A 23,184-nucleotide genomic window follows, 5' to 3' on the forward strand; every position below is an offset into this window, starting at 1 on the left:
GGGTTCCAAAAATTGCTCAAATTATATGTCTGAAATAAGGATAAAGCGTGGATATTTTTAATAAATCGAAAATGATTCTTATTTATCCAAGCCTAAATAAGCGTTGTCCACACACCAAAGCAATGGCTTGTTGAATCAAGTGTTCCGGATTTTCATGTCCTAAACCTTTCACCGCACTATCAATACGTAATAACAAATCAGGCCAAGTCAAAAAGTCTTGCGGATTTAAACGGCGTAAGGCTTGTTGATATAAAGCCACTTTGGTTTTCCAAATCCCCAATTGCAAAGGGTTGTGCGGTTGTTCAAATAGTTGCATCAGCAAACGCATTTCTTTACTGACGCTCCATAAAATTAACGTCATGGCTTCGCCTGAGGCGACTAAATACTGAAAAATTTTAATCGCTTGGGTAAGGTTGCCCTGTAACATGGCATCGCTTAAATCAAAAGTGCTATAGCGTGATTGATCTTGTAAACAGGCTTGTAGCTCAGCAATACCAATCACATCCAGTTCAGCAAAGGTATCACCCACTCGCATTAGACTATTTTTGGCAGCCAGTAAATTATGCTCATGATGCGCCTCTAACCATGCCCAAGCATCTGCATGCAGTTTAAGGCCAAGTTTTTCAGCTTCAACGCTTAAAATCTGCTGACGATCTTGCGCATAGTTGGCGGTTAAAGCCACTAAAGTGCCATTGGCATCTATGGTTTGAAAAAATTTAGTTTTTAAACTGGCGCTGTCTTGCTTGGGCATCACGATGACCAGTAGGTTTTCGTGACTGTCACCTTGCAATAAATAGCTGTCTAACTGTTTTAAGGCAGCGGCATCGGGCTTAATATTGCCATGTACTTCAATCGCCAGTTGGGTTGCAAATAAAGACAAACTATTAAGCGCACTAAATACCGTTTTCCAATCGCCGACATTGCTTAAATCATAACGTTGCCGTTCAATGCCTTGAGCGTGCCAATACCGACGAAAAGCGTCTAATAGATTTTGTTCAAGCAGCGGTTCTTGACCATGCAGCACCCAAGCGCCACGCGCTGATTCAATACGTTTTAAGGCTTGCAGATAGTCAAGTTTCATAAATTACTGTGCAGCTTGGGTTTTAGGTAAACGGTTAGACGAAATCTGACGCACAATTTGCTGTGCCACATCATCCACCATCACCTGATTTAAATATTTGTTTTCTTGGTCATCGGTGTTGACCGTCGCCAAGTCATATTGATAGGTACGGGTTGCAATCACGGTGCGCGGTTCAGTTAACGCATTGCCTTGTGCATCTTCAATACGAAAGGTTACATTTAAACGCAATAACACTTCAATCAGTTTGCCATTGAGTTCTAAACGACGTGGAGTATAGTCCAAAACACGCAATACATAAGCGTCCGATGAATCGCTGAGTTGTACGCCTGCTGTACCTAAATAAATGGCAAGTTTTTCTTGTAATAAGTCACTGTCAGGGTTATTGGGTAAAACAAGATTCATTTTTTGATAAGCCACAGGCGCAACACTTGGATTGGTGCCTTTTAAATGAAAGCCACAACCGGTTAAGCTTGCACCAAGACCACAAGTTAAAACAATTGCTGCTAAACGTTTGCCTAAATGCATGCGTTGTCCTCTGTTATCGAGTTTAAATTCTGTGGTGATTGTAAAGTCAAAGCCCGTTGACTGGCAACGGGCTTTGTTTGGGAATTGTGAAATCCTCAGAAAGAGCAGGATTAAACCACCAAGTTGACTAACTTGTTTGGCACCACAATTTCTTTTTTGGTTGGACCAGTTAAGAATTGCTGTACTTCAGGCAACGCTTTTGCCAATGCCAAAATGTCATCTTTAGAGATGTCTACAGCCACTTCTAACTTGCCACGTAATTTACCGTTGACTTGAACCACAATGGTTTGGGTATTACGTGTTAAGGCAGATTCGTCCACGCTTGGGAATTGAGCAGAGGTTAATTCAATTCCAAACTCAGCCAATAAAGTTTGGCTTAAATGTGGTGCAAATGGTGCAAGCAAAGTTAACAGTGTGGTAATGGATTCACGTGCAACAGCCACGTCATTGTCATCTTTGGCTTCAAACTTGTTGTTGGCGTTTAGCAATTCCATCATTGCTGCAATGGCAGTGTTAAATGCATGACGACGTTCGATGTCATCACCCACTTTTTGGATGGTTTCATGGGTTTTACGACGTAAATCTTGTGCCGCAGTAGAAAGTGCAGCTTTGTCGATATTGGCAGCAGTGTTGCCTTGTTCAAGGAAGCTTGTAGTTAAACGCCATACACGTTTTAAGAAACGGTTTGCACCTTCCACACCTGCATCAGACCATTCTAAAGATTGGTCAGGTGGAGCCGCAAACATCATAAATACACGTGCAGTATCTGCGCCGTATTGGTCAATAATTGATTGCGGGTCGATACCGTTGTTTTTCGATTTCGACATTTTTTCTTGACCGCCAACGATCACATCTAAACCATCTTCTTTATATTTGGCAGACGTGATACGACCTTTCTCGTCTTTCTCTAACTCGATGTCGGCCGGGTTAAACCACGTTTTCTTACCTGAATCTGCTTCACGGTAATAGGTATCTGCAAGCACCATACCTTGAGTTAAAAGGTTAGTGAATGGTTCGTTACCTTGAACTACACCTTCATCACGCATTAACTTGTGGAAGAAACGTGCATAAAGTAAATGTAGAATCGCATGTTCTACACCACCAATATATTGATTCACAGGTAACCACGTTTGACCTGCAGCAGGGTCAACCATACCACCGGTAAAATCAGGCGATGCGTAACGCGCGTAATACCAAGAAGATTCTACAAACGTATCCAATGTATCTGTTTCACGACGAGCGTCGCCGCCACAGCTTGGACAAGTTGTTTCATAAAATTCAGGCATTTTATTGAGTGGGTTACCAGAACCATCAGGCACCACGTCAGTCGGAAGCACAACAGGAAGTTGATCTTCTGGTACTGGTACTTGACCACACGTTGGGCAGTTAATCATTGGAATTGGACAACCCCAATAACGCTGACGAGATACACCCCAATCACGCAAACGGAATTGAACTTTTACATTTGCAAGACTTTGTGGTTCAAGTTTGGCTAAGAATGCATCATAAGCCGCTTCAAAATCTAAACCGTCAAATTCACCTGAATTGACCAATTTGCCGTCTTTAGAGCCGTACCATTCTTGCCATTGTGTTGCATCAAAGTCTGCATCTTCTGCACCTTTGGCATCAATCACTTGCTTAATGTTTAAGTTATATTTGTTGGCAAATTCAAAGTCACGTTCGTCATGTGATGGTACTGCCATCACTGCGCCTGAGCCATAAGACATCAATACGTAGTTTGCAATCCAAACTGGAAGTTCTTCACCTGTAACAGGGTGTTTTACAAACAAACCTGTTGCCATGCCTTTTTTCTCGGCAGTGGCAAGATCAGCTTCAGCAACTGAACCCATACGGCATTCTTCAATAAATGCTGCCAATTCAGGGTTGTTTTCAGCCGCTTTTAACGCCATTGGGTGTTCTGCTGCAACTGCAACATAGGTCACACCCATTAAGGTGTCGGCACGCGTAGTAAAGACTGTTAAGGCATCTGCATAAACGTCTAGGTTCGCTGAAGGGAAAGTGATTTCCATTCCTTGTGAGCGACCAATCCAGTTACGTTGCATGGTCAAGACTTGTTGTGGCCAACCGTCTTTTAGCGTATCTAAATCGTCTAGTAATTCTTGCGCATAGTCTGTGATGCGGAAGTAGTACATTGGAATATCACGTTTTTCTACCAATGCACCCGAACGCCAACCGCGACCATTTTCAACTTGTTCATTGGCTAAAACTGTTTGATCGACTGGATCCCAGTTCACCGTTGAAAGTTTACGGTAGATCAGACCTTTTTTATAAAGCTGAACAAATAACCATTGTTCCCAACGATAGTATTCTGGGGTACAGGTGGCAAATTCACGATCCCAATCAACCGACAAACCTAATTTTTTCAGTTGGTCACGCATATACGCGATGTTTTCAAAGGTCCATTTTGCCGGCGCAACTTGATGGGCAATCGCTGCATTTTCAGCAGGTAAACCAAACGCATCCCAACCCATAGGTTGCAGCACAGTTTCACCTTTTAAACGATGAAAACGACTGATCACGTCACCAATGGTGTAGTTACGCACATGACCCATATGCAGCTTGCCACTTGGGTAAGGGAACATCGAGAGGATATAACGACGTGGACCTTCTACAGTGTCGGCAACTTTAAAGGCTTTGTGCGATTCCCAGTCTTGTTGGACTTGAGGCTCAATCGCACTGGCTTGGTATTCTGAGTCAATGTGAGTAGTCATATACGTAATACAAAAGAACGGTTAAAAATTTAAGCCACAGCATAGCGCAAAATGCACCTAAAAGTGAATTTTAAGCATAGCAAAAATTGCCTTACAGACGCGTGCGACCTTGCTCAAGTGCTGCATTGGCTTCTTGTTGCTGCTGATCCATTTGATTTGGTGCAGTTTGAGGTGGAGTATTTGGATTTTGATTGCTTGGTTGTGCCGGCTTAGTCGCTTTACTTTGTGGATGATGATAGGTGTCCACTTTAGAGAGCTTTTTGGCGTTTTTAGGCGGTGGTGTAGTGGTGTAATGGGTTGAACCGTGTTGATCGACCCATTTATAAAAACTTTGCGCCATGAGCGCAGAACTGCTGCACATCAGCGCTGTAATAAGCAGTAATTTTTGAATATAAATTGTTTGAATAGACATGGTTTTCCCCTTCAATAATGTACAACATTAAAGCGCAAGCTTGTCATGTTGATGACAATAAAAGCGCGATTTGTAAGATCTTATTTTGTGATTTTAACGTATTTTATTTAAACAGTTACGGCTTTTTATATGCCATTGCATGATCCATGAAAATTTTATAACTGCATTTTTATATTATATTTATTTATATCATTCATATAAATAAATTATCAAAAATTAATTTCTGAATCATTTTAATTATTTACGCTGTTGGATTAAAAATACACAATAAGTTTATTTTTTAAGCGCATAGCAGTGAATGCAAAAAAAGCCAATTTTTCAACTTGACTTTGTGGTTTGAAACTACAAAAATGCTGTCTTTAGTTTTATATGTTTCAATTCGATCACCCTTCGAATGAATACATCTTAGCAATGGACGTTTTCTCTAGCCGAGAAGATGCACAAAGCCAACAAAATATGTTTATCCCAACATGTTTTAGATCCTTTAGTGCTCAAACAGCCAATGGATCAGATTTTTTTCTTATTGCTATCAAAACTATGAAATATGTGTGCTATAACAGTGCAGACAATGAATGAATGAAAGTATATACGGTCACAAAAATCGTATATCTTACAAATATTAGGGTGAATCACGTTGGAACTTTTATCTGGTGGTGAAATGCTTGTTCGCGCATTAGCGGACGAAGGCGTTGAACATGTTTTTGGATATCCAGGCGGCGCAGTACTGCATATTTATGATGCGCTTTTTCAACAAGAAAGAATCAATCATTACCTTGTACGTCATGAGCAAGCAGCAGGTCACATGGCCGACGCTTATTCGCGTGTCACAGGTAAAACTGGTGTTGTTCTCGTAACATCAGGTCCAGGTGCGACCAATACTGTAACGCCAATTGCAACTGCCTATATGGACTCAATCCCAATGGTGATTTTGTCAGGTCAGGTTGCAAGCCATTTGATCGGTGAGGATGCGTTCCAAGAAACTGATATGGTCGGTATTTCTCGCCCAATCGTAAAACACAGCTTCCAAGTACGTCACGCCAGCGAAATTCCTGCCATTATTAAAAAAGCATTTTATATCGCAGCGTCAGGTCGTCCGGGTCCTGTTGTGGTTGATATTCCAAAAGATGCAACCAATCCTGCAGAAAAATTTGCTTACGAATACCCTGAAAAAGTGAAGATGCGTTCGTATCAGCCACCACACCGTGGTCACTCAGGTCAAATCCGTAAAGCAATTGAAGAATTATTAAATGCTAAACGTCCTGTAATTTATTCAGGCGGTGGTGTGGTTCAAGGCAATGCTTCTGAGCAATTGACTGAACTTGCGCATATTTTAGGTTTCCCTGTGACCAATACCTTAATGGGTCTTGGTGCATTCCCAGGTAACGATGAACAATTCATCGGTATGTTGGGTATGCATGGCACATACGAAGCCAATATGACCATGCACAATGCAGATGTAATCTTGTGTGTTGGCGCGCGTTTTGATGACCGTGTGACCAATAACCCTGCAAAATTCTGTCCAAATGCGAAAGTCATTCATATTGATATTGACCCTGCAACTATTTCAAAAACCATTATGGCGCACATTCCAATTGTGGGCGCGGTTGAGCCTGTGCTCAATGAAATGTTGGCGCAGTTAAAACAATTAAATGTGTCTAAACCAAATCCAGAAGCACTTGCTGATTGGTGGAAACAGATTAATGAATGGCGTCAAGTTCACGGTTTAAAATACGACCTTCCAACTGACGGTACCATGAAGCCACAACAAGTGGTTGAAGCTTTAGATCGCGTGACCAATGGTCAAGCCATCATTACTTCTGACGTAGGTCAGCATCAAATGTTTGGTGCGATGTACTACAAATATCGTCGTCCGCGTCAATGGATCAACTCAGGTGGCTTAGGCACCATGGGTGTAGGTCTACCTTATGCAATGGCGGCAAAACTTGCCTTCCCTGAACAGCAAGTGGTGTGTATTACCGGTGAAGCATCGATTCAGATGTGTATCCAAGAGCTTTCTACCTGTAAGCAATACGGCTTAAATGTCAAAATCTTGTGCTTAAACAACCGTGCCTTAGGTATGGTTAAACAGTGGCAAGACATGAACTATGAAGGTCGTCATTCAAGCTCATATGTAGAGTCTTTACCTGACTTTGCAAAACTCATGGAAGCATACGGTCACGTTGGTATTCAAATTGACCATGCCGATGATCTTGAATCTAAGCTTGCAGAAGCAATGGCAATTAACGACAAGTGCGTATTTATTAACGTAATGGTTGATCGTTCTGAACACGTATATCCAATGTTGATTGCCGGTCAGTCTATGCAAGATATGTGGTTATCAAAAGGGGAGCGTACAGCATGAGACACATTATCTCTGTCTTAGTTGAAAACGAAGCAGGTGCGCTTTCTCGTTTAGTGGGTTTATTTTCTCAACGTGGTTATAACATTGAGACTTTAAACGTTGCACCAACCGAAGACCCAACACTTTCACGTTTAACCCTCACTACTTATGGCGACGACCATAAGATTGAGCAAATTACCAAACAACTGAACAAATTGGTTGAAGTGGTTAAAGTGGTTGATTTGTCTGAAGGTCCGCACATCGAACGTGAATTGATGCTGATTAAAGTCAAAGCATTGGGTTCAGCGCGTGATGAAATTAAACGCACCGCAGATATTTTCCGTGCACAAGTAGTTGATGTCACACCAACCACTTACACCATTCAAATTGCAGGTACAACCGAGAAAATTGACGGTTTTATTGATGCCTTAGCTGAAAACACAATTTTAGAAGTTGTGCGTTCTGGCGTATCGGGTATCGCGCGTGGCGAAAAAGTTTTAACAATCTAATTTAACTAAACATTTTTTTGACAACCTCAATACAAACCTATACAACTAGGAGAGGCTTAACTTCAGCGCAAACGGTTAAGCCATGAGGAACAAAGCATTCAAGCGGAGACAGCAATGCAAATTTTTTACGATAAAGACTGTGATTTATCTATCATCCAAAGCAAAAAAGTAGCGATCATTGGTTACGGTTCACAAGGTCATGCGCATGCGCTTAACCTTAAAGATTCTGGCGTAGACGTAACTGTTGGCTTACGTGCTAACTCTACTTCTTGGAAAAAAGCTGAAAATTCTGGTCTTAAAGTTGCTGAAGTTGCTGCTGCTGTAGCGCAAGCTGACGTAGTAATGATCTTAACTCCGGATGAATTCCAATCTCAACTTTACCGTGACGAGATTGAGCCAAACATCAAGCAAGGTGCTACTTTAGCATTTGCTCATGGTTTCTCTGTTCTTTACAACCAAGTTGTGCCACGTGCTGACCTTGACGTAATCATGGTTGCTCCAAAAGCACCAGGTCACACAGTACGTTCTGAATACCAACGTGGTTCGGGTGTTCCTGATCTTATCGCAATTCACCAAGATGCTTCTGGTAACGCACGTAACGTTGCTTTATCTTACGCTTCAGGTGTTGGTGGCGGCCGTACAGGTATCATCGAAACTTCATTCCGTGAAGAAACTGAAACTGACCTTTTTGGTGAGCAAGCAGTTCTTTGTGGTGGTGCTGTTGAACTTGTTAAAATGGGCTTCGAAACTCTTGTTGAAGCTGGTTATGCTCCAGAAATGGCGTATTTTGAATGTCTACACGAACTTAAATTGATCGTTGACTTAATGTTCGAAGGCGGTATCGCGGACATGAACTACTCTGTATCTAACAACGCTGAATACGGCGAATATGTTACTGGTACAGAAGTTATCAACGAACAATCTCGTGAAGCGATGCGTAATGCACTTAAACGTATTCAATCTGGCGAATACGCGAAGATGTTCATCAACGAAGGTGCTTTAAACTATCCTTCTATGACTGCTCGTCGTCGTCAAAATGCTGCTCACGGTATTGAAGTAACTGGTAACAAACTTCGTGCAATGATGCCTTGGATTCAAGCAAACAAAATCGTTGATAAAGAGAAAAACTAATTTTCTTATCTAGCTGATTTTTATGCTATAAAAAACCCTGCGAGAGCAGGGTTTTTTACTTCTGCAATATAGATAATATAATTTTAGAGGGAATAATGAGTAATATTCAAAATATAGATATTAGCTTAAATGAAATTGTAAAGAATATTTCTAAAGATATTTACCAAATTCCCAAATTTCAAAGGGATTTTGTTTGGACCAACAAGGATATCTTAGATCTAGGAGATTCTATAATTCGTGGTTATCCAATTTCTTCTTTATTAACTATGCCAATGAATGGGACCTTACAAGTTGGATCTCATAGTTTATTAAAAGAAGCTAAAATGGATGACTCTCAGGAACTAGATGAAAATGAGACCAAATATTTTGTTCTAGATGGACAGCAGAGAATGACATCTATAGCAAAGTTATTTTTATCAGGTGATATAAAAAATGAATACTACTATGATTTATTGGCAATATTGGTGGAAAAATTTCCTGAAGATAAAATAGACAATGATATCGGATTGAGTAATTTAAGTGCAAAGTTAGTAAAGGATCAATTGTGTAGGAATTTCGGAAGAGGAGCTGATCGTAGTGATAAACCTGTCAGACACAATAATAGATTTATTGCTGGACAGAGTGTTGTTGAAAATAAATATGGTTCGGTCGTTAGTAAATTTTTAAGAAACTTAAAAGAAGCAACAGACGATAATATTGATAAATATACAGACTACTTAAATGGTATATTAGGAGCTATTAATGGGTATAGCGTTCCTGCAACTGTAATTGCAGGAGATTCTGAACTTGGTGTAGTAATTCGAGTTTTTGAAAAAGTGAATTCAACGGGTAAAAAATTAACATTATTTGATTTAATCAATGCAAAATCTTTTGAAGTAGAAATTGAAGCATACAAAGGTGGATTGTCAGAATTTTTAACCAATAAGATTAAGGAAAAAATTAATCAAAGACCAGAATTAAAAAAGGGTTTAAATAGTTTCTTTAAATATAATGAAGACACAGAAAATTATGAAAAATTAGATCGTATTATTCGTTTTCTTGAAATTTGCCACCTGTTAGAGCAAAAGGCAATCCCAGGAATGATTCAATCTACAATGCTTAGAAGAAATGCAGAGTTTTGGTTTGACAAATGGAATGAAAAATCTAGCATTTTATTCGAGATCATTGGGTGGATTGAGGAGGAAGGATTAACTGATGTTGCACAAGTTACATTCTTAGAATATGCAATTGCTATCTTATTAGCAAATCCGAAGGCTTTTATTAATACTAAATTTAAACATGAAATTAAAAAGTATGCTTTGTACTTAACTGTAACAGGAACTAGTTTTAGTAAATCAAATCTAGATATTGTTGAAAAATTCAATGATATAGCTTTACAAATTATTAACGAACATCAATTTAAAAAATATGAATTTTCTAGCCCAGTAGGAATGCCAAATTTATTGTCTACAAATATTTTAGATATAACGACTTCTAAGGCTGAGTTTAGAGCAATACTAAATATTTTATATAATGAACGACCTAACGGTAAATTTGACCGTGATATTTTAGGATATAAAATTAATAGAGCTGATTCATCAAAATTTGATAGTCATCACATTTATCCAAAGGCACAAGTTCCTGATTTTAATAATAAATCAAAATTTAACTCTATTGCGAATATTGTACTTTTAGATAGCCAAGCAAATAGAGAGGAGGTGAAAGATAAAAGCCCAAGCGAATATTTTCAATATGTGAAAAGTTTATCTGAAGGCGAATTTTACTGTAATCAAAACTTGATCTCTATAGATGAAGCTTTGAAAGTTTCTTCTCAGGAAGAGGCGTTAATTTTTATTACTAATCGTGCGAATAAAATTGCTGAAGCTGTGAATTGTTTCTTTAAAACATAATTTATAGATTAGGTATTGTGATGCTAAGAAACATTCATATGAAAAGATGAATGTTTCAAAGAAAAAGATAAAATGAAGAATTTTATTGGTACAAATTATAAGGATAAGAACTGTAAATAATTTCATATTGTGATGATTCGTTATGCTAAATTAGCTTTCTCCCAATCTAATTATTTTGAGGTTAAATCATGAAAAAACATTTGCTTATACAATCACTTGTACTTGCTTTACCTGTTTTGGCTTTAACCTCAACGGCATCTGCCAATGATATTAATACAGAATTAAAAAGCATCTATGTACCTGTGCATCGGGTGATGATGTCAGAAGATGGGCGTTATTTTTTAGAGCTAAAATCGGGGATTTGGAACCCAAGCGCACGTTTGCACGATCAAGTATTAAATCAAGATTATCAACTGGGTGGCTTGCAAAAAGGAAATGCCATTGAGCTAAAAGGAAGCAATGCTGAGCAGCCAGATTTACAACTCAAAGGTGAGCTAAACTCTAAAGCAGGTAGTATGAGTAGCCAATTGTTACTCGATGGTTGGCAAAAAACTATCCATTTTCAGCCACTCATTTATGTTGAAAAGCGTCCAACTTTTAATTTTAAATTTTATGGTAACAACCTTATTCAACGCGTAGATGTATTACAACGCAGCAATCAACAACTTTACCAAAGCTTGGTCGGTTTTAATGCCGACGCCAGTCAAATGCAATATATCGATTTAAATTTTGATGGCTATTTTGACTTGGCGTTAAAAGCTGCAACAGTGGCTGAGAATGAAAACGAGCAAGGCTATTTATATTGGATGTATAACCCTAAAACTGCGCAATTTCAACGTGCAGCAGCGCTGGAAAAACTGCAAGGCACACCGTATGTAGATGCAGTTCAACAAGAAGTTCATTTTGGTACACAGCGCTTTAAAGTCAAAAATGGTCTGTTGCATGCTGTAACGCATTAAAGGGCAGGACATTAAACTGTCACAAAACAGGGCTATGCTAGCGGAAAAATAGACAGAATTGGCTAGGTGCATAATGGAACACACCGGTATTAGCAGCCTGTTAAAACAACAAGATTTTCCGGATAGCTTTAAATTTTATTTAAAACAACAGCACCATAGTTTTGCCGATGAAATCACTGTTTTACAAGCGTTAGTTCGACCCCGACTTAAAATAGCAATCGTGACAGAAACATGGCCGCCCGAGGTCAATGGTGTAGCACATTCTTTATTGCATTTAAGTCAAGGTTTACAAAAACAAGGTCATAAAATTTTACTGATTCGTCCTGAGCAACGCAGCACAGTGGCGAGTTTTGTGCCTAATAAAGAATGTTTGGTCAAAGCACAGACCATTCCACGCTATCCGACTTTGCAATTTGGCTTACCGCAAATGCAAAAGGTCAATCAAGCCTTAGAAGAATTTATGCCCGATGTGGTGCATATTGTGACTGAAGGCCCATTGGGCTTGGCATTGTTACATGCAGCAAAAGCCAAAAATATTCCAATTTCAAGCGGTTTTCATTCGCCTTTTCAAGATTTTAGCCGTTTCTTTGATTTAGCCTTTTTGGTTAAACCCATTCAGACTTATTTGCGTTGGTTTCATAACAATACTGCACTTACCTGTGTACCTAGTCGCGATACCGAAAAAGCCTTACGTGATTTTGGTGTGACCTGTCCGTTGACCGTTGTGGGGCGTGGGGTAGATGTCGAACATTTTAAACCTGAATTACGCTCTGAACGCTTACGGCAAAAATGGGGTGCACAGCCTGATACGCGAGTCTTGTTATATGTGGGGCGTTTATCGCCTGAAAAAGAAATTCCACTGATCATTCAAACCTATAAGCAAATGCAAGCTTCAGGGCAAGCAGTGCAATTGGTGATTGTAGGTGATGGACCACAGCGCCAAGAATTGCTGGCTTTGGCCGCAGACAGTAACATTATATTTACAGGTAACTTATACGGTACAGAACTTGCAACAGTTTATGCAAGTTGTGACGTATTTGTGTTTGCCAGCCAAGTCGAAACTTTTGGCAATGTGGTGTTAGAAGCTATGGCCAGTGGTTTACCTGTGATTGCTTACGATTATGCCGCAGCACATTTATATGTGAAGCATCATCATATGGGTTGGCTGGCACCGCTTGGGGATCAACACGGGTTTTGCCAATTTATACAACAATTACCCAATAATAAAACTTTACAGCATATGGGACGTCAAGCCTGTCAACTGGCTGCTCAAATTGGTTGGGATCATCCAGTAAAACAGTTTGAACATGCCTTGTATCGTGTGGCTCGGGAGAGTGTGATGCACACCTAGCCATCCTCGCCAATAAGGGGAAGCAGATGAATTTTAAACGTGCCAAAATAAGAATATTAGCCATGGATTTAAAAGGATGTTTGTATTTAAATCATTTTTCCCACTCACACAAAATTTGTTATTTTTTTCGTGCTATTAGCCGCTTAGGCGATGGCCCTTTTTGGTATGCCATGCTCGGTTTAGCATGGTGGGCTCGCGGTTGGGCGTTTAGCTTCAGCATTGTGTATGTTTTGCTTGGTACACTGGTAGGTACGGCAATTTATAAAATTTTAAAAGCCAAAACCATTCGTCCACGGCCTTATCAGGTGCATCAAGTGATTCGTTTAGGGGAGCGTCCACTGGATCATTTTAGTTTTCCCTCAGGGCATACTTTGCATGCTGTGCTAGCCACAACAGTGATTGGTTATATTGAACCTTTACTGTTGTTGCTGATGTTGCCTTTTACTGTGTTGGTGGCATTGTCACGTATGATTTTGGGCTTGCATTATCCAAGCGATGTGATGGTGGGTGCTTTAATTGGTGCAGCGGTGGGGGGATTAATTATTCTATGTGCACCATATTTTGCAGTGCTGCTGTAACATAAAATTTGCTAAAGTAGTGCTACACATTGATTTAGGATGAGTTATGGGCTTACGTTGGACCGACACCATTGATATTGCAATTGAATTGTATGAAGCACATCCAGATGTGGACCCACAGTGGATTCGTTTTACCGATTTACATGCGTGGATTTGTGCTTTACCTGAGTTTGAGGACAATCCAGACAAATCAACAGAAGGCTTATTAGAAGCGATTCAGATGGCTTGGATTGACGAAGCGCGTTAATCAGCACTAAAAAAAGCATTTTTTTTACAGATTAAGCGCAGAACACCGTTGATTATTCGGTATAATGCGCAAAATTTCATGTCAATTTGACTTAAGGAGCCTATCATGGCGATTGAACGTACTTTATCTATCGTAAAACCAGACGCAGTTGCTAAAAACGTTGTAGGCGAAATCTTCGCTCGTTTTGAAAAAGCGGGTCTTCAAATCGTTGCAACTAAAATGAAACACTTAACTCAAGCTGAAGCTGAAGGCTTCTACGCTGAGCACAAAGAACGTGGTTTCTTTGCTGACCTAGTTGCTTTCATGACTTCAGGTCCAGTTGTTGTTTCAGTTCTTGAAGGCGAAAACGCTGTTCTTGCTCACCGTGACATTCTTGGCGCGACTAACCCTAAAGAAGCTGCTCCTGGTACAATCCGCGCTGACTTCGCTGTAAGCATCGACGAAAACGCTGCTCACGGTTCTGACTCTGTAGCATCTGCTGATCGTGAAGTTAACTACTTCTTCGCTCAAACTGAGATTGCTCCACGTACTCGTTAATACGCAGTATTCAAACCAGATAAGTGTTATTATACTTATCTGGTTTTTTTATTCCCGAAATTTAATTTGTTCACTTCTTGAACATCTCTTCCTCTATAAACGCATGATCTAGGTAATTACACATGAGTACTGAAGTGGTCGCTTCATCTGCACATCTTGATGAAAAGCAACAATCTACGTCTATTCAGACGCATACACCGGTGGAAAAAGTGAATTTACTTGGCATGTCACGTCCACAAATGGAAAAATTCTTTGAGGACATGGGAGAGAAGAAGTTTCGCGCCGGTCAGGTGATGAAATGGATTCACCAATTCTTTGTCACTGATTTTGCCGAAATGACCAATATTTCGGGTAAATTACGCGAAAAATTAGAAAAAATCGCTGAAATTAAAGCCCCAGAAGTGGTGCACAAAAACTATTCTAAAGACGGTACCCGTAAGTGGGTGTTCCGTGTGGGTGATGGTGAAGGCTCTTTGGTTGAAACGGTTTTGATTCCTGCTGAACACCGCAGTGGCTTGCGTCGTACTTTGTGTATTTCGTCACAAGTGGGCTGTGCGCTGGATTGCTCGTTTTGTTCAACAGGCAAACAAGGTTTCCAACGTGACTTAAACCAAGCTGAAATTATTGGTCAGTTGTGGGTTGCCAACTACTCGTATATGGAAGATGTGCCTGTACTTGAGCGTGAGCGTTCAGTGACCAACGTGGTAATGATGGGCATGGGCGAACCATTGCTCAACTACGATGCTGTTTTAAACTCAATGCGTACCATGCTTGATGACTTTGCTTATGGTATGTCAAAGCGCCGTGTGACGTTGTCAACTTCAGGTGTAGTGCCTAAAATTGACCAAATGGTGAAAGATATTGATGTGGCATTGGCCATTTCATTACATGCGCCAAATGATGAATTGCGTAACGAACTTGTACCCATCAATAAAAAATATCCATTAGAGCAATTGATTGCTGCATGTCAGCGTTATATTGCCAAAGATGGCAATGAAAGTTCACGTAAACATGTAACGATTGAATATGTGATGTTAGATGGCGTAAATGACCATCCTGAACATGCACAGCAAATGATTAAATTGTTAAAAAACTTACCAAGTAAGATCAATTTAATTCCATTTAACCCATTCCCGCATGCGCCATATGGTCGTTCAAGCCGAAATCGTATTATTGCATTCCAAAAAACTTTGTCTGATGCCGGTTTTGTGTGTACGATTCGTCAGACCCGTGGTGATGATATTGACGCTGCGTGTGGTCAATTGGTGGGTCAGGTGGCCGACCGTACTCGCCGTGCCGAACAGTGGAAAAAGAAAGTTGCAGCGCAAAATGAGATTATGCGTTCGCAAGGATAATTGAATTAAGGGGGAAGAACGTGGTGGCAAAGACAATAAATCAATACCTAACCGTAGGCCTGATGCTTGCAACGACGGCAATTTTAACAGGCTGTCAAACCACGGCTTCTTCCACACCGTATAAAAAAGATCCAGTCAAATCCATTCAGGTGCGCACCCAATTGGCCGGTGAGCATTTGCGTAATGGTGACCTAGATGCGGCCAAGCGTTCACTTGATCAAGCTTTGGAATATGATGCGCGTGACAGTAATGCCAATATGATGATGGGGATTTTGCTACAACAAGAAGGCAGCCCCATTAATTTAGAAAAAGCGGCAAGTTATTTTGAACGTGCCATTAGCAGTGATCCTGATAATGCACAAGCACGTAATAATTACGGTACCTATTTGTATCGTTTAGAGCGTTATGATGATGCAATTGAGCAGTTGACAATTGCAGGCGCTGCGCTAGGTTATGAGCAGCGCTACTTAGCACTTGAAAATTTAGGTCGGGTTTATTTACGCAAAGGCGATGTGGTGAATGCTGAAAAAACATTCAAACAAGCCTTGTCTGTCAATCGTGATTCGACAATTTCAATGTTAGAGTTAGCTGAAATTTTTTATTTACGTGAACAATATGCAAGTGCCACGCAATTGTATGAACAATTTATACATCGTGTTGGCTCACATAATCAAAGTTCACGCGCGCTTTGGCTTGGAATACGTATTGCGCGTGCCAACAATGATTCACTAGGGCAGCAGGCTTTAGTCAATCAAATGCGCGCCTTGTTCCCAAATAGTCAAGAATACCAACGTTATCTGCAATTACAGTACAGTACTGAGGCCGTATGGAAATAAATCCTAATTCATCGCAATCGACTGGTTCAAGCACAGTTCCAAACGCATTAGGAAATGTACAACGTCCAGGTGAGTACTTACGTCAAGTTCGTATTAATCAAAAACGTGAGTTAGCGGATATCGCTAAAGCCTTAAATATTCCTGAAAAAACCTTAGCTGCATTGGAAAAAGACGACTATAAGTTGTTGCCTGAAGCAACTTTCATTAAGGGCTATTACCGCAGTTATGCCAAATTATTAAAGGTTGATGCCAATAACATTATTCAGCGTTTTGATGAAATCTATGCCAATGACACAGGTTTAGTGCCCAATCATGCTTTAGACAATTCCCCAATTAAAATTATGGGTAAATTGCCAGGTTCAAATCGTGACCGTAACCGTAAATGGTTAAAGCGTGGCGCGATTGCTGTGGCGGTAGTGCTTGTATTGTGGGTCGCTATTGCAGCACTTAAAAATCGTAGTCATGAGCCTGAAGCAGTAGAAGCTGAAAGTGCAGTTGAAGTGTTGTCACTCGATGGTTCAACGGTTGCGTCAACCGGTGATCAGTTGGCATTAAGCTTTAACCGTCCAACGTCGGTACATATTGTAGATTCAACCGGTAAAGTGTTACTCACCGGTCGTCAAGCCAATGCTGCAACCTTGAGCGGTGAAGCACCATTTCAGATTCGTCTAGATGATGCAACTGCAGTGTCATTAAATTTAAACAATGAAAATATTTCATTGTCGCCATACACAGTCAATGGCAAAGCAGAATTCCGTCTGTCACGTTAAGGCATAAGGTAAAGATCATGATCGTTAATCCAATTCAGCGCCGTGCAACGCGTAAGATTCGCGTCGGTTCGGTATATGTCGGTGGTGATGCCCCGATTAGCATTCAAAGTATGACCAACACAGAAACCTGTGATGTGGCAGCAACCGTTGCGCAAATTCAGCGCTGCGTGGATGCGGGTGCCGATATCATGCGGGTGTCTGTACCGAGTATGGAAGCTGCGGCAGCCTTTGGCGAAATTCGTAAGCAAGTGGATGTGCCTTTAGTGGCCGATATTCACTTTGATTACAAAATTGCTTTAGCGGTGGCTGATTTTGGTGCCGATTGTTTACGCATTAACCCGGGTAATATTGGTTCAGAAGCCAAAATTCGTGAAGTAGTGGCTGCTGCACGTCATCATGATATTTCGATGCGTATTGGTGTGAATGCCGGCTCGCTTGAAAAAGACATTCAAAAAAAATATGGTGAGCCAACCGGTCAAGCTTTGCTTGAATCTGCGATGCGTCATATTGATATTTTAGATCGTTTAAATTTCCATGAATTTAAAGTATCGGTTAAAGCATCAAATGTGTTTTTAACCATGGATGCGTATCGTTTGTTGTCACAACAAATTGATAATCCACTGCATTTAGGTGTAACCGAAGCCGGTATTTACCGCACAGGTTCGGTAAAATCTGCCATCGCCTTAGGTGGTTTGCTGATGGAAGGCATTGGCGATACCATGCGCATTTCATTGGCAGCTGAGCCTGAAGAAGAAATTAAAATTGGTTTTGATATCTTAAAATCATTGAGCTTGCGTTCAAATGGGATTAACTTCATTGCCTGCCCAAGTTGCTCACGTCAAGAATTTAACGTGATTTCGGTGATGCAGCAGCTTGAAGAGCGTCTTGAAGATATTCGCACCCCAATGGATGTTTCGGTCATTGGTTGTAAAGTGAATGGTCCGGGTGAAGCCAAAGAGGCTGATATTGGTGTAGTGGGTGCAGCACCGCGTTCTTTGGTTTATCGTAATGGCGAAAAAAGCCATTTGATTGACACAGCACAGTTGGTTGACGAAATCGAAACGATGGTGCGTCAACGCGTGATTGAGCTTGAAGATGCCAAAGCCAAAGAAATTATTCGTACAAGTTTTTCTGAGTAAATCATGAGTTCAATTGTAGCAATTAAAGGTTTTAACGACATTTTGCCAACGCAAACACCTGCGTGGCGCCGTCTAGAGCAGCATTTATCAAGTTTGATGGATGCGTATGGCTATCAACAAATCCGCTTACCGATCGTTGAACAAACCAATTTGTTTAAACGCTCGATTGGTGATGCCACCGATATCGTTGAAAAAGAAATGTACACGTTCTTAGATAAAGGTAACCCACCTGAGTCATTAACCTTACGTCCTGAAGGGACAGCAGGTTGTGTACGTGCCATGCTCGAACATAACTTACTACGCGGGGCGACCCCTCGTGTATGGTATGTTGGCCCCATGTTTCGTTATGAAAAACCACAAAAAGGTCGCTACCGTCAGTTCCATCAGTTTGGTGTAGAAACGTTTGGTGTTGCAACACCAGATATGGACGCAGAATTGATTTTAATGACTGCGCGTTTGTGGAAACGTATGGGTGTGGCCGATAAAGTTCAGCTAGAACTCAATACGTTAGGCGAGTCAGATGAGCGTGCTGCTTATCGCGCGGCTTTGGTTGATTTTTTAGAGGCGCATAAAGCCGATTTAGACGAAGATTCACAGCGTCGTTTAACCACCAATCCACTGCGTATTTTGGATTCTAAAGATGCTAAAACCCAAAGCATTTTAGAAAACGCGCCAAAATTGCATGATTTTATGGGTGAAGAAACTCTGGCGCATTTTGCTCAGTTACAACAATATTTGAGCGATGCTGGAGTTAACTTTGTCATCAATCAAAAATTGGTGCGTGGTTTAGACTACTACAACAAAACTGTATTTGAATGGACCACCACCCATTTAGGTTCGCAAGGTACAGTATGTGCCGGCGGTCGTTATGATGGTTTGGTCGGTCAGCTCAAAGGAAAAGCAGATCAATCTGTGCCTGCGGTGGGTTTTGCCATGGGTATGGAGCGTTTGTTATTGTTACTTGAGCAAGTAGAACAAGCCAGCCTTGTGCGTGATTGTGACGTATTCTTGGTGTCTGAACCTGCAGCACAAGGCAAAGCTTTAGTGCTTGCTGAGCAAATTCGTGACCAACTTGAAGCAGCAGGCTCAAGCCTACGCCTTAAAGTAGGTTCACAAGGCTCAATGAAGTCACAAATGAAAAAAGCCGATCAATCAGGTGCAGTGTATGCCTTGATCTGTGGTGATCGCGAATGGGAAGCTAAGCAAGTACTGTTTAAACAGCTTGCAACTGCCGAGCAAAGTGAAGTGGCAGTCGAGGCGATTGTCCCATTTATGCTTGAACAATTTTCTTCACAATAATATAAGGAATAGGGTAATCACATGAGCGCACTAAGTGATGAAGAACAACTTAATAGCTTAAAAAACAACACCAAAAAATACAGTTCAACTGTAATTTCTGGGGTTTTAATTGCGCTGATTGCCTATTCCGGTTGGACCTATTGGCAGAATAACCAGCAAGGCGAAGCACAGCTGCAAACTGCCAAGGTTCAGCAGCTCATGGATCAGGCTGCCATAGTGGATGTCAAAGATGACAATGCATGGAACAGCTTGACCAAGACTGCTGATGAAATCGTCAAAAACTATCCAGATTCAGTCCAAGCGATTCAAACACAATTGATGTTGGCAAAATTGGCATTTGAGCGTAACGACTATGCCACTGCTGAAAAAGCCTTAATGAAAGTTGAAAATGCCAAAGTCGACGATCAAGGCTTAATTCATGTGGTTAAATTGCGCCTAGCCTATAGCCAATTGGCACAAGATAAATTTGATGCTGCCTTGAAAAGCTTAAGTGCAGTCACCGATCCTGCGTTTAAAGCCACCGCAGATGAAGCGCGTGGTGATGTGTATGTTGCTAAAAACGATATTGAAAATGCCAAAAAAGCCTATATGAGTGCATGGGATGGCTTATTAGAACGTCAACAAGAACGTCAAATTTTACAAATTAAACTCGAAAGTGTGGGTGTTTTAGTCGATGATCCTGAAATCGAACGCCCGGTTTTAGAGATGAAAATGGATGAGCCTCAATGAAAATGAATTATAAAGCGCCCTTGGCTTTAGGCCTACTAAGTTTGGCATTGGTGGGTTGTTCAAACAAAACCATTAAGGTTGCAGAACAAAAGCCAAGTCCATTACCTAAAATTTCTGCTTCAAGCAGTATTGTCGCTATTGCCAACTATAGCGTAGCAGCAACCAACAAAATTGACCCACTACGTTTACAGTTGGGCTTGGACCAAGGTCAAATTTTTGCCGCAGACCCTAAAGGTGAAGTCACAGCCTATCAGGGTAAGCAACGTGTGTGGCAAAGTAAAATTTCTAAAGCTGGCATTAGTGCTGGCGCTGTAGCCGGCGAAGGTATTGTGGTGGTGGCCAATAAAAAAGGTCAACTGTTTGCACTTGATCAAGCCACAGGTCAAACTAAATGGCAAAGCCAACTCAGTAGTGCTGTACTTGCACCTTCATTGATTCAAGCGGGGCGTGTTATTACTTTGGCCAATGATGGTACTGTATTTGCACACGACATCAGTACAGGTCAGCAAATTTGGACTTATAACTTGCCAAAAGTTGACTTTAGCATGCGTGGTACAGCAGCACCGGTCGCGGTTGATCCACGTACGGTGTTGGTGGCATGGGCAAATAGTTATGTCTATGTGATTGATACAGTAACAGGTATTCCGCAATTACAACGCCGTGTATCAATTAACGATGGTCGCTCTGATATTCAGCGTTTAAATGATATTGACGGTGAGCCTGTAGTTGCAGGACGTTACTTAATTAGCACCAGTTATCAAGGTCAACTCACCGCTATGGACTTGGCTTCACAACAAGTGATTTGGAGTGAAGATGCATCAAGTTTACGCAGTCCGGTTATTTTTGATAACAAAGTTTTTGTGGCTCAAAGCAGCGGTCAACTTACAGCGTATGACATCACTACAGGTCAGCAACTGTGGCAAAATGAGCAGCTGCTCAATCGTCGCTTAAGTAACCCGGCTGTATTAGGTAATCAGCTGGTGGTTGGTGATTTAGATGGCGTACTGCATCTTGTTGATCCCAACAGTGGTAACTTGATCGGACGCGCCAAAACTTCAGGCGAAGTGCGCTCACTACGCACGATTGACCAACAATTATATGTATCAAGTCAAAAGGGTACGTATAGCATTTGGCAGAATCGTTAATTTTTTACCCGCTTGTGGTAAACTAGGCACCATCGTATTTTATACACGGGGACATGCACAGCACGCCCCCGTGTTTTATTTAGTCTTTGACTTATTTTTTCTTCCCATTGTTTCTGATGTTCAGGCCACTTAATGAATGGCTGATCTTAACTATAAGGTTAATCTATGAAACCCGTAATTGCGCTCATTGGTCGTCCGAACGTCGGAAAATCAACGCTGTTCAACCAAATTACCAAGAGCCGTGACGCACTGGTGGCAGACTTTGCAGGTCTGACTCGTGACCGTAAATATGGTGATGCAACCTACCAAAACAAATCCTTTATCGTCGTAGATACAGGTGGTATTGGCGAATCCGAAGGTGGGATCGACAATTACATGGCAGAGCAATCAAAAACTGCCATTCACGAAGCAGACATGATCATTTTTGTGGTGGATGCTCGTGCAGGTTTGCTTGCCTCTGATGAACAAATTGCCCGTGATTTACGTACACTTGGTAAAAAAGTCTTCCTTGTTGCTAACAAAGTTGATGGTGTACATGCAGAAGCTGCCTTGGTTGAGTTTTATAAGCTTGGTATGGGCGAGCCGATGCAAGTGGCAGCCAGCCACGGTCGTGGTGTGCAACAAATGCTTGAAGAAGTGTTGCACGATGTGCCTGAAGATGAAAATCCAGATGAACACGACAAAGACACAGGTTTACGTTTAGCGATCATTGGTCGTCCAAACGTGGGTAAATCAACACTTGTGAACCGTTTATTGGGTGAAGAACGTGTTGTTGCCTTTGACCAACCGGGTACAACGCGTGACTCGGTTTATATTCCGTTTGAACGTGATGAACGTAAATATACTCTGATTGACACAGCTGGCGTACGTCGTAAGGGTAAAGTCGATGAAATGATCGAGAAATTCTCGATTGTTAAAACACTGCAAGCCATTAAAGACGCTAACGTTATTGTGGTGGTGGTAGATGCACGTGATGGTATTGTTGAGCAAGATTTACATTTAATTGGCTATGCCTTAGAAGCTGGTCGTGCCATGGTGATTGCGGTCAATAAATGGGACAACATGACCGAGTATGACCGTAAGCAATGTAAACTTGATATTGAACGTCGCTTTGACTTTATTCCTTGGGCAAGAGTGCATTTAATTTCTGCTTTACATGGTACGGGTGTTGGTGATCTTTATCCTTCAATCCACCGTGCCTATGATTCAGCACGTTTAAAAGTATCGCCTGCTAAAATTACCCAAATCTTAAATGATGCAACAGAAGCGCATCAACCGGGTATGGTACAAGGTCGTCGTATTAAAATGCGTTATGCACATATTGGTGGTCAAAACCCACCAACGATTGTGATTCATGGTAACAAAGTGGATAAAACGCCTGCCGATTACCGTCGTTATTTAGAAAACGTGTTCCGTAAAGTGTATAAACTTGAAGGTACGCCAGTACGTATTGAGTTTAAAACTTCAGAAAACCCATTTGAAGGCCGTAAGTCACAAATGGACGAACGTGCAGCTGCGCGTAAACGTCGTTATGTACAGAAATTTAAGAAAGCTGAAAAGAAATTTAAACGTTAATTTCTGTTTAAGCATACAAGCCCAGTCTTTATGACTGGGTTTTT

The 23,184-nt window shown here is 41.1% G+C and carries 21 protein-coding genes; 17 read left to right on the forward strand and 4 right to left on the reverse strand.

Annotated features, from left to right (window positions below; translation table 11 throughout):
- Positions 1 to 82: 82 nt before the first annotated feature.
- The 4 genes from holA to Q0017_RS01915 form a co-directional block, all read right to left on the reverse strand.
- On the reverse strand, positions 83 to 1,081 hold the full coding sequence (gene holA / locus Q0017_RS01900; RefSeq protein WP_298142080.1) for a DNA polymerase III subunit delta: 999 nt from the start codon (positions 1,079 to 1,081) through the stop codon (positions 83 to 85).
- 3 nt (positions 1,082 to 1,084) lie between these two features.
- Positions 1,085 to 1,606, reverse strand: coding sequence for an LPS assembly lipoprotein LptE (lptE, locus tag Q0017_RS01905; RefSeq protein WP_297425170.1), 522 nt, complete (start codon positions 1,604 to 1,606; stop codon positions 1,085 to 1,087).
- 110 nt (positions 1,607 to 1,716) lie between these two features.
- The gene (gene leuS, locus Q0017_RS01910) at positions 1,717 to 4,338 is read right to left on the reverse strand and encodes a leucine--tRNA ligase (RefSeq protein WP_298142082.1); all 2,622 of its coding nucleotides are present in this window, start codon (positions 4,336 to 4,338) and stop codon (positions 1,717 to 1,719) included.
- 91 nt (positions 4,339 to 4,429) lie between these two features.
- Complete coding sequence (locus tag Q0017_RS01915) at positions 4,430 to 4,750, reverse strand: DUF4124 domain-containing protein (RefSeq protein ID WP_298142084.1); 321 nt, start codon at positions 4,748 to 4,750, stop codon at positions 4,430 to 4,432.
- 634 nt (positions 4,751 to 5,384) lie between these two features.
- Here Q0017_RS01915 and Q0017_RS01920 point away from each other — a divergent pair.
- The 17 genes from Q0017_RS01920 (at position 5,385) to der (ending at position 23,140) form a co-directional block, all read left to right on the forward strand.
- The gene (locus Q0017_RS01920) at positions 5,385 to 7,112 is read left to right on the forward strand and encodes an acetolactate synthase 3 large subunit (RefSeq protein WP_298142086.1); all 1,728 of its coding nucleotides are present in this window, start codon (positions 5,385 to 5,387) and stop codon (positions 7,110 to 7,112) included.
- Positions 7,109 to 7,600, forward strand: a complete 492-nt coding sequence (ilvN, locus tag Q0017_RS01925) for an acetolactate synthase small subunit (protein ID WP_297425159.1) — start codon at positions 7,109 to 7,111, stop codon at positions 7,598 to 7,600. The genes Q0017_RS01920 and ilvN overlap by 4 nt, the downstream gene beginning before the upstream one ends.
- Before the next feature lie 114 nt (positions 7,601 to 7,714).
- Positions 7,715 to 8,731 carry a ketol-acid reductoisomerase gene (ilvC, locus tag Q0017_RS01930; protein ID WP_298142088.1) on the forward strand — a complete coding sequence of 339 codons (1,017 nt, stop codon included), beginning with the start codon at positions 7,715 to 7,717 and terminating at the stop codon, positions 8,729 to 8,731.
- A gap of 95 nt (positions 8,732 to 8,826) precedes the next feature.
- Positions 8,827 to 10,620: a DUF262 domain-containing protein gene (locus Q0017_RS01935; RefSeq protein WP_298142090.1), complete on the forward strand. Its 1,794-nt coding sequence runs from the start codon at positions 8,827 to 8,829 to the stop codon at positions 10,618 to 10,620.
- Between the two features lie 188 nt (positions 10,621 to 10,808).
- The gene (locus tag Q0017_RS01940; protein ID WP_298142092.1) at positions 10,809 to 11,579 is read left to right on the forward strand and encodes a hypothetical protein; all 771 of its coding nucleotides are present in this window, start codon (positions 10,809 to 10,811) and stop codon (positions 11,577 to 11,579) included.
- A gap of 73 nt (positions 11,580 to 11,652) precedes the next feature.
- A complete protein-coding gene (locus Q0017_RS01945; RefSeq protein ID WP_298142094.1) occupies positions 11,653 to 12,930 on the forward strand; it encodes a glycosyltransferase family 1 protein in 1,278 nt (425 codons plus the stop codon).
- Positions 12,931 to 12,956: 26 nt separating this feature from the next.
- On the forward strand, positions 12,957 to 13,508 hold the full coding sequence (locus Q0017_RS01950) for a phosphatase PAP2 family protein (RefSeq protein WP_298142096.1): 552 nt from the start codon (positions 12,957 to 12,959) through the stop codon (positions 13,506 to 13,508).
- Positions 13,509 to 13,554: 46 nt separating this feature from the next.
- A complete protein-coding gene (gene iscX, locus Q0017_RS01955) occupies positions 13,555 to 13,755 on the forward strand; it encodes a Fe-S cluster assembly protein IscX (protein ID WP_297425145.1) in 201 nt (66 codons plus the stop codon).
- A 105-nt stretch (positions 13,756 to 13,860) separates the two neighbouring features.
- A complete protein-coding gene (gene ndk / locus Q0017_RS01960; protein ID WP_297425142.1) occupies positions 13,861 to 14,292 on the forward strand; it encodes a nucleoside-diphosphate kinase in 432 nt (143 codons plus the stop codon).
- A gap of 122 nt (positions 14,293 to 14,414) precedes the next feature.
- A complete protein-coding gene (rlmN, locus tag Q0017_RS01965) occupies positions 14,415 to 15,647 on the forward strand; it encodes a 23S rRNA (adenine(2503)-C(2))-methyltransferase RlmN (protein ID WP_298142098.1) in 1,233 nt (410 codons plus the stop codon).
- 62 nt (positions 15,648 to 15,709) lie between these two features.
- Entirely contained in the window at positions 15,710 to 16,483 is a 774-nt protein-coding gene (pilW, locus tag Q0017_RS01970; RefSeq protein ID WP_298142155.1) for a type IV pilus biogenesis/stability protein PilW, read from the forward strand.
- Complete coding sequence (locus tag Q0017_RS01975; protein WP_298142100.1) at positions 16,474 to 17,253, forward strand: helix-turn-helix domain-containing protein; 780 nt, start codon at positions 16,474 to 16,476, stop codon at positions 17,251 to 17,253. Before pilW ends, Q0017_RS01975 begins: the two co-directional genes overlap by 10 nt.
- 17 nt (positions 17,254 to 17,270) lie before the next feature.
- Positions 17,271 to 18,392, forward strand: coding sequence for a flavodoxin-dependent (E)-4-hydroxy-3-methylbut-2-enyl-diphosphate synthase (ispG, locus tag Q0017_RS01980; RefSeq protein WP_298142102.1), 1,122 nt, complete (start codon positions 17,271 to 17,273; stop codon positions 18,390 to 18,392).
- 3 nt (positions 18,393 to 18,395) lie between these two features.
- On the forward strand, positions 18,396 to 19,691 hold the full coding sequence (gene hisS, locus Q0017_RS01985; protein ID WP_298142104.1) for a histidine--tRNA ligase: 1,296 nt from the start codon (positions 18,396 to 18,398) through the stop codon (positions 19,689 to 19,691).
- A gap of 21 nt (positions 19,692 to 19,712) precedes the next feature.
- Complete coding sequence (locus Q0017_RS01990) at positions 19,713 to 20,420, forward strand: tetratricopeptide repeat protein (RefSeq protein ID WP_298142106.1); 708 nt, start codon at positions 19,713 to 19,715, stop codon at positions 20,418 to 20,420.
- Complete coding sequence (bamB, locus tag Q0017_RS01995; protein ID WP_298142108.1) at positions 20,417 to 21,565, forward strand: outer membrane protein assembly factor BamB; 1,149 nt, start codon at positions 20,417 to 20,419, stop codon at positions 21,563 to 21,565. The genes Q0017_RS01990 and bamB overlap by 4 nt, the downstream gene beginning before the upstream one ends.
- Positions 21,566 to 21,730: 165 nt before the next feature.
- Positions 21,731 to 23,140: a ribosome biogenesis GTPase Der gene (der, locus tag Q0017_RS02000; RefSeq protein ID WP_297425125.1), complete on the forward strand. Its 1,410-nt coding sequence runs from the start codon at positions 21,731 to 21,733 to the stop codon at positions 23,138 to 23,140.
- The last annotated feature ends 44 nt before the right edge of the window (positions 23,141 to 23,184 follow it).

The organism is uncultured Acinetobacter sp., from assembly GCF_947624825.1.
Lineage (GTDB): Bacteria > Pseudomonadota > Gammaproteobacteria > Pseudomonadales > Moraxellaceae > Acinetobacter.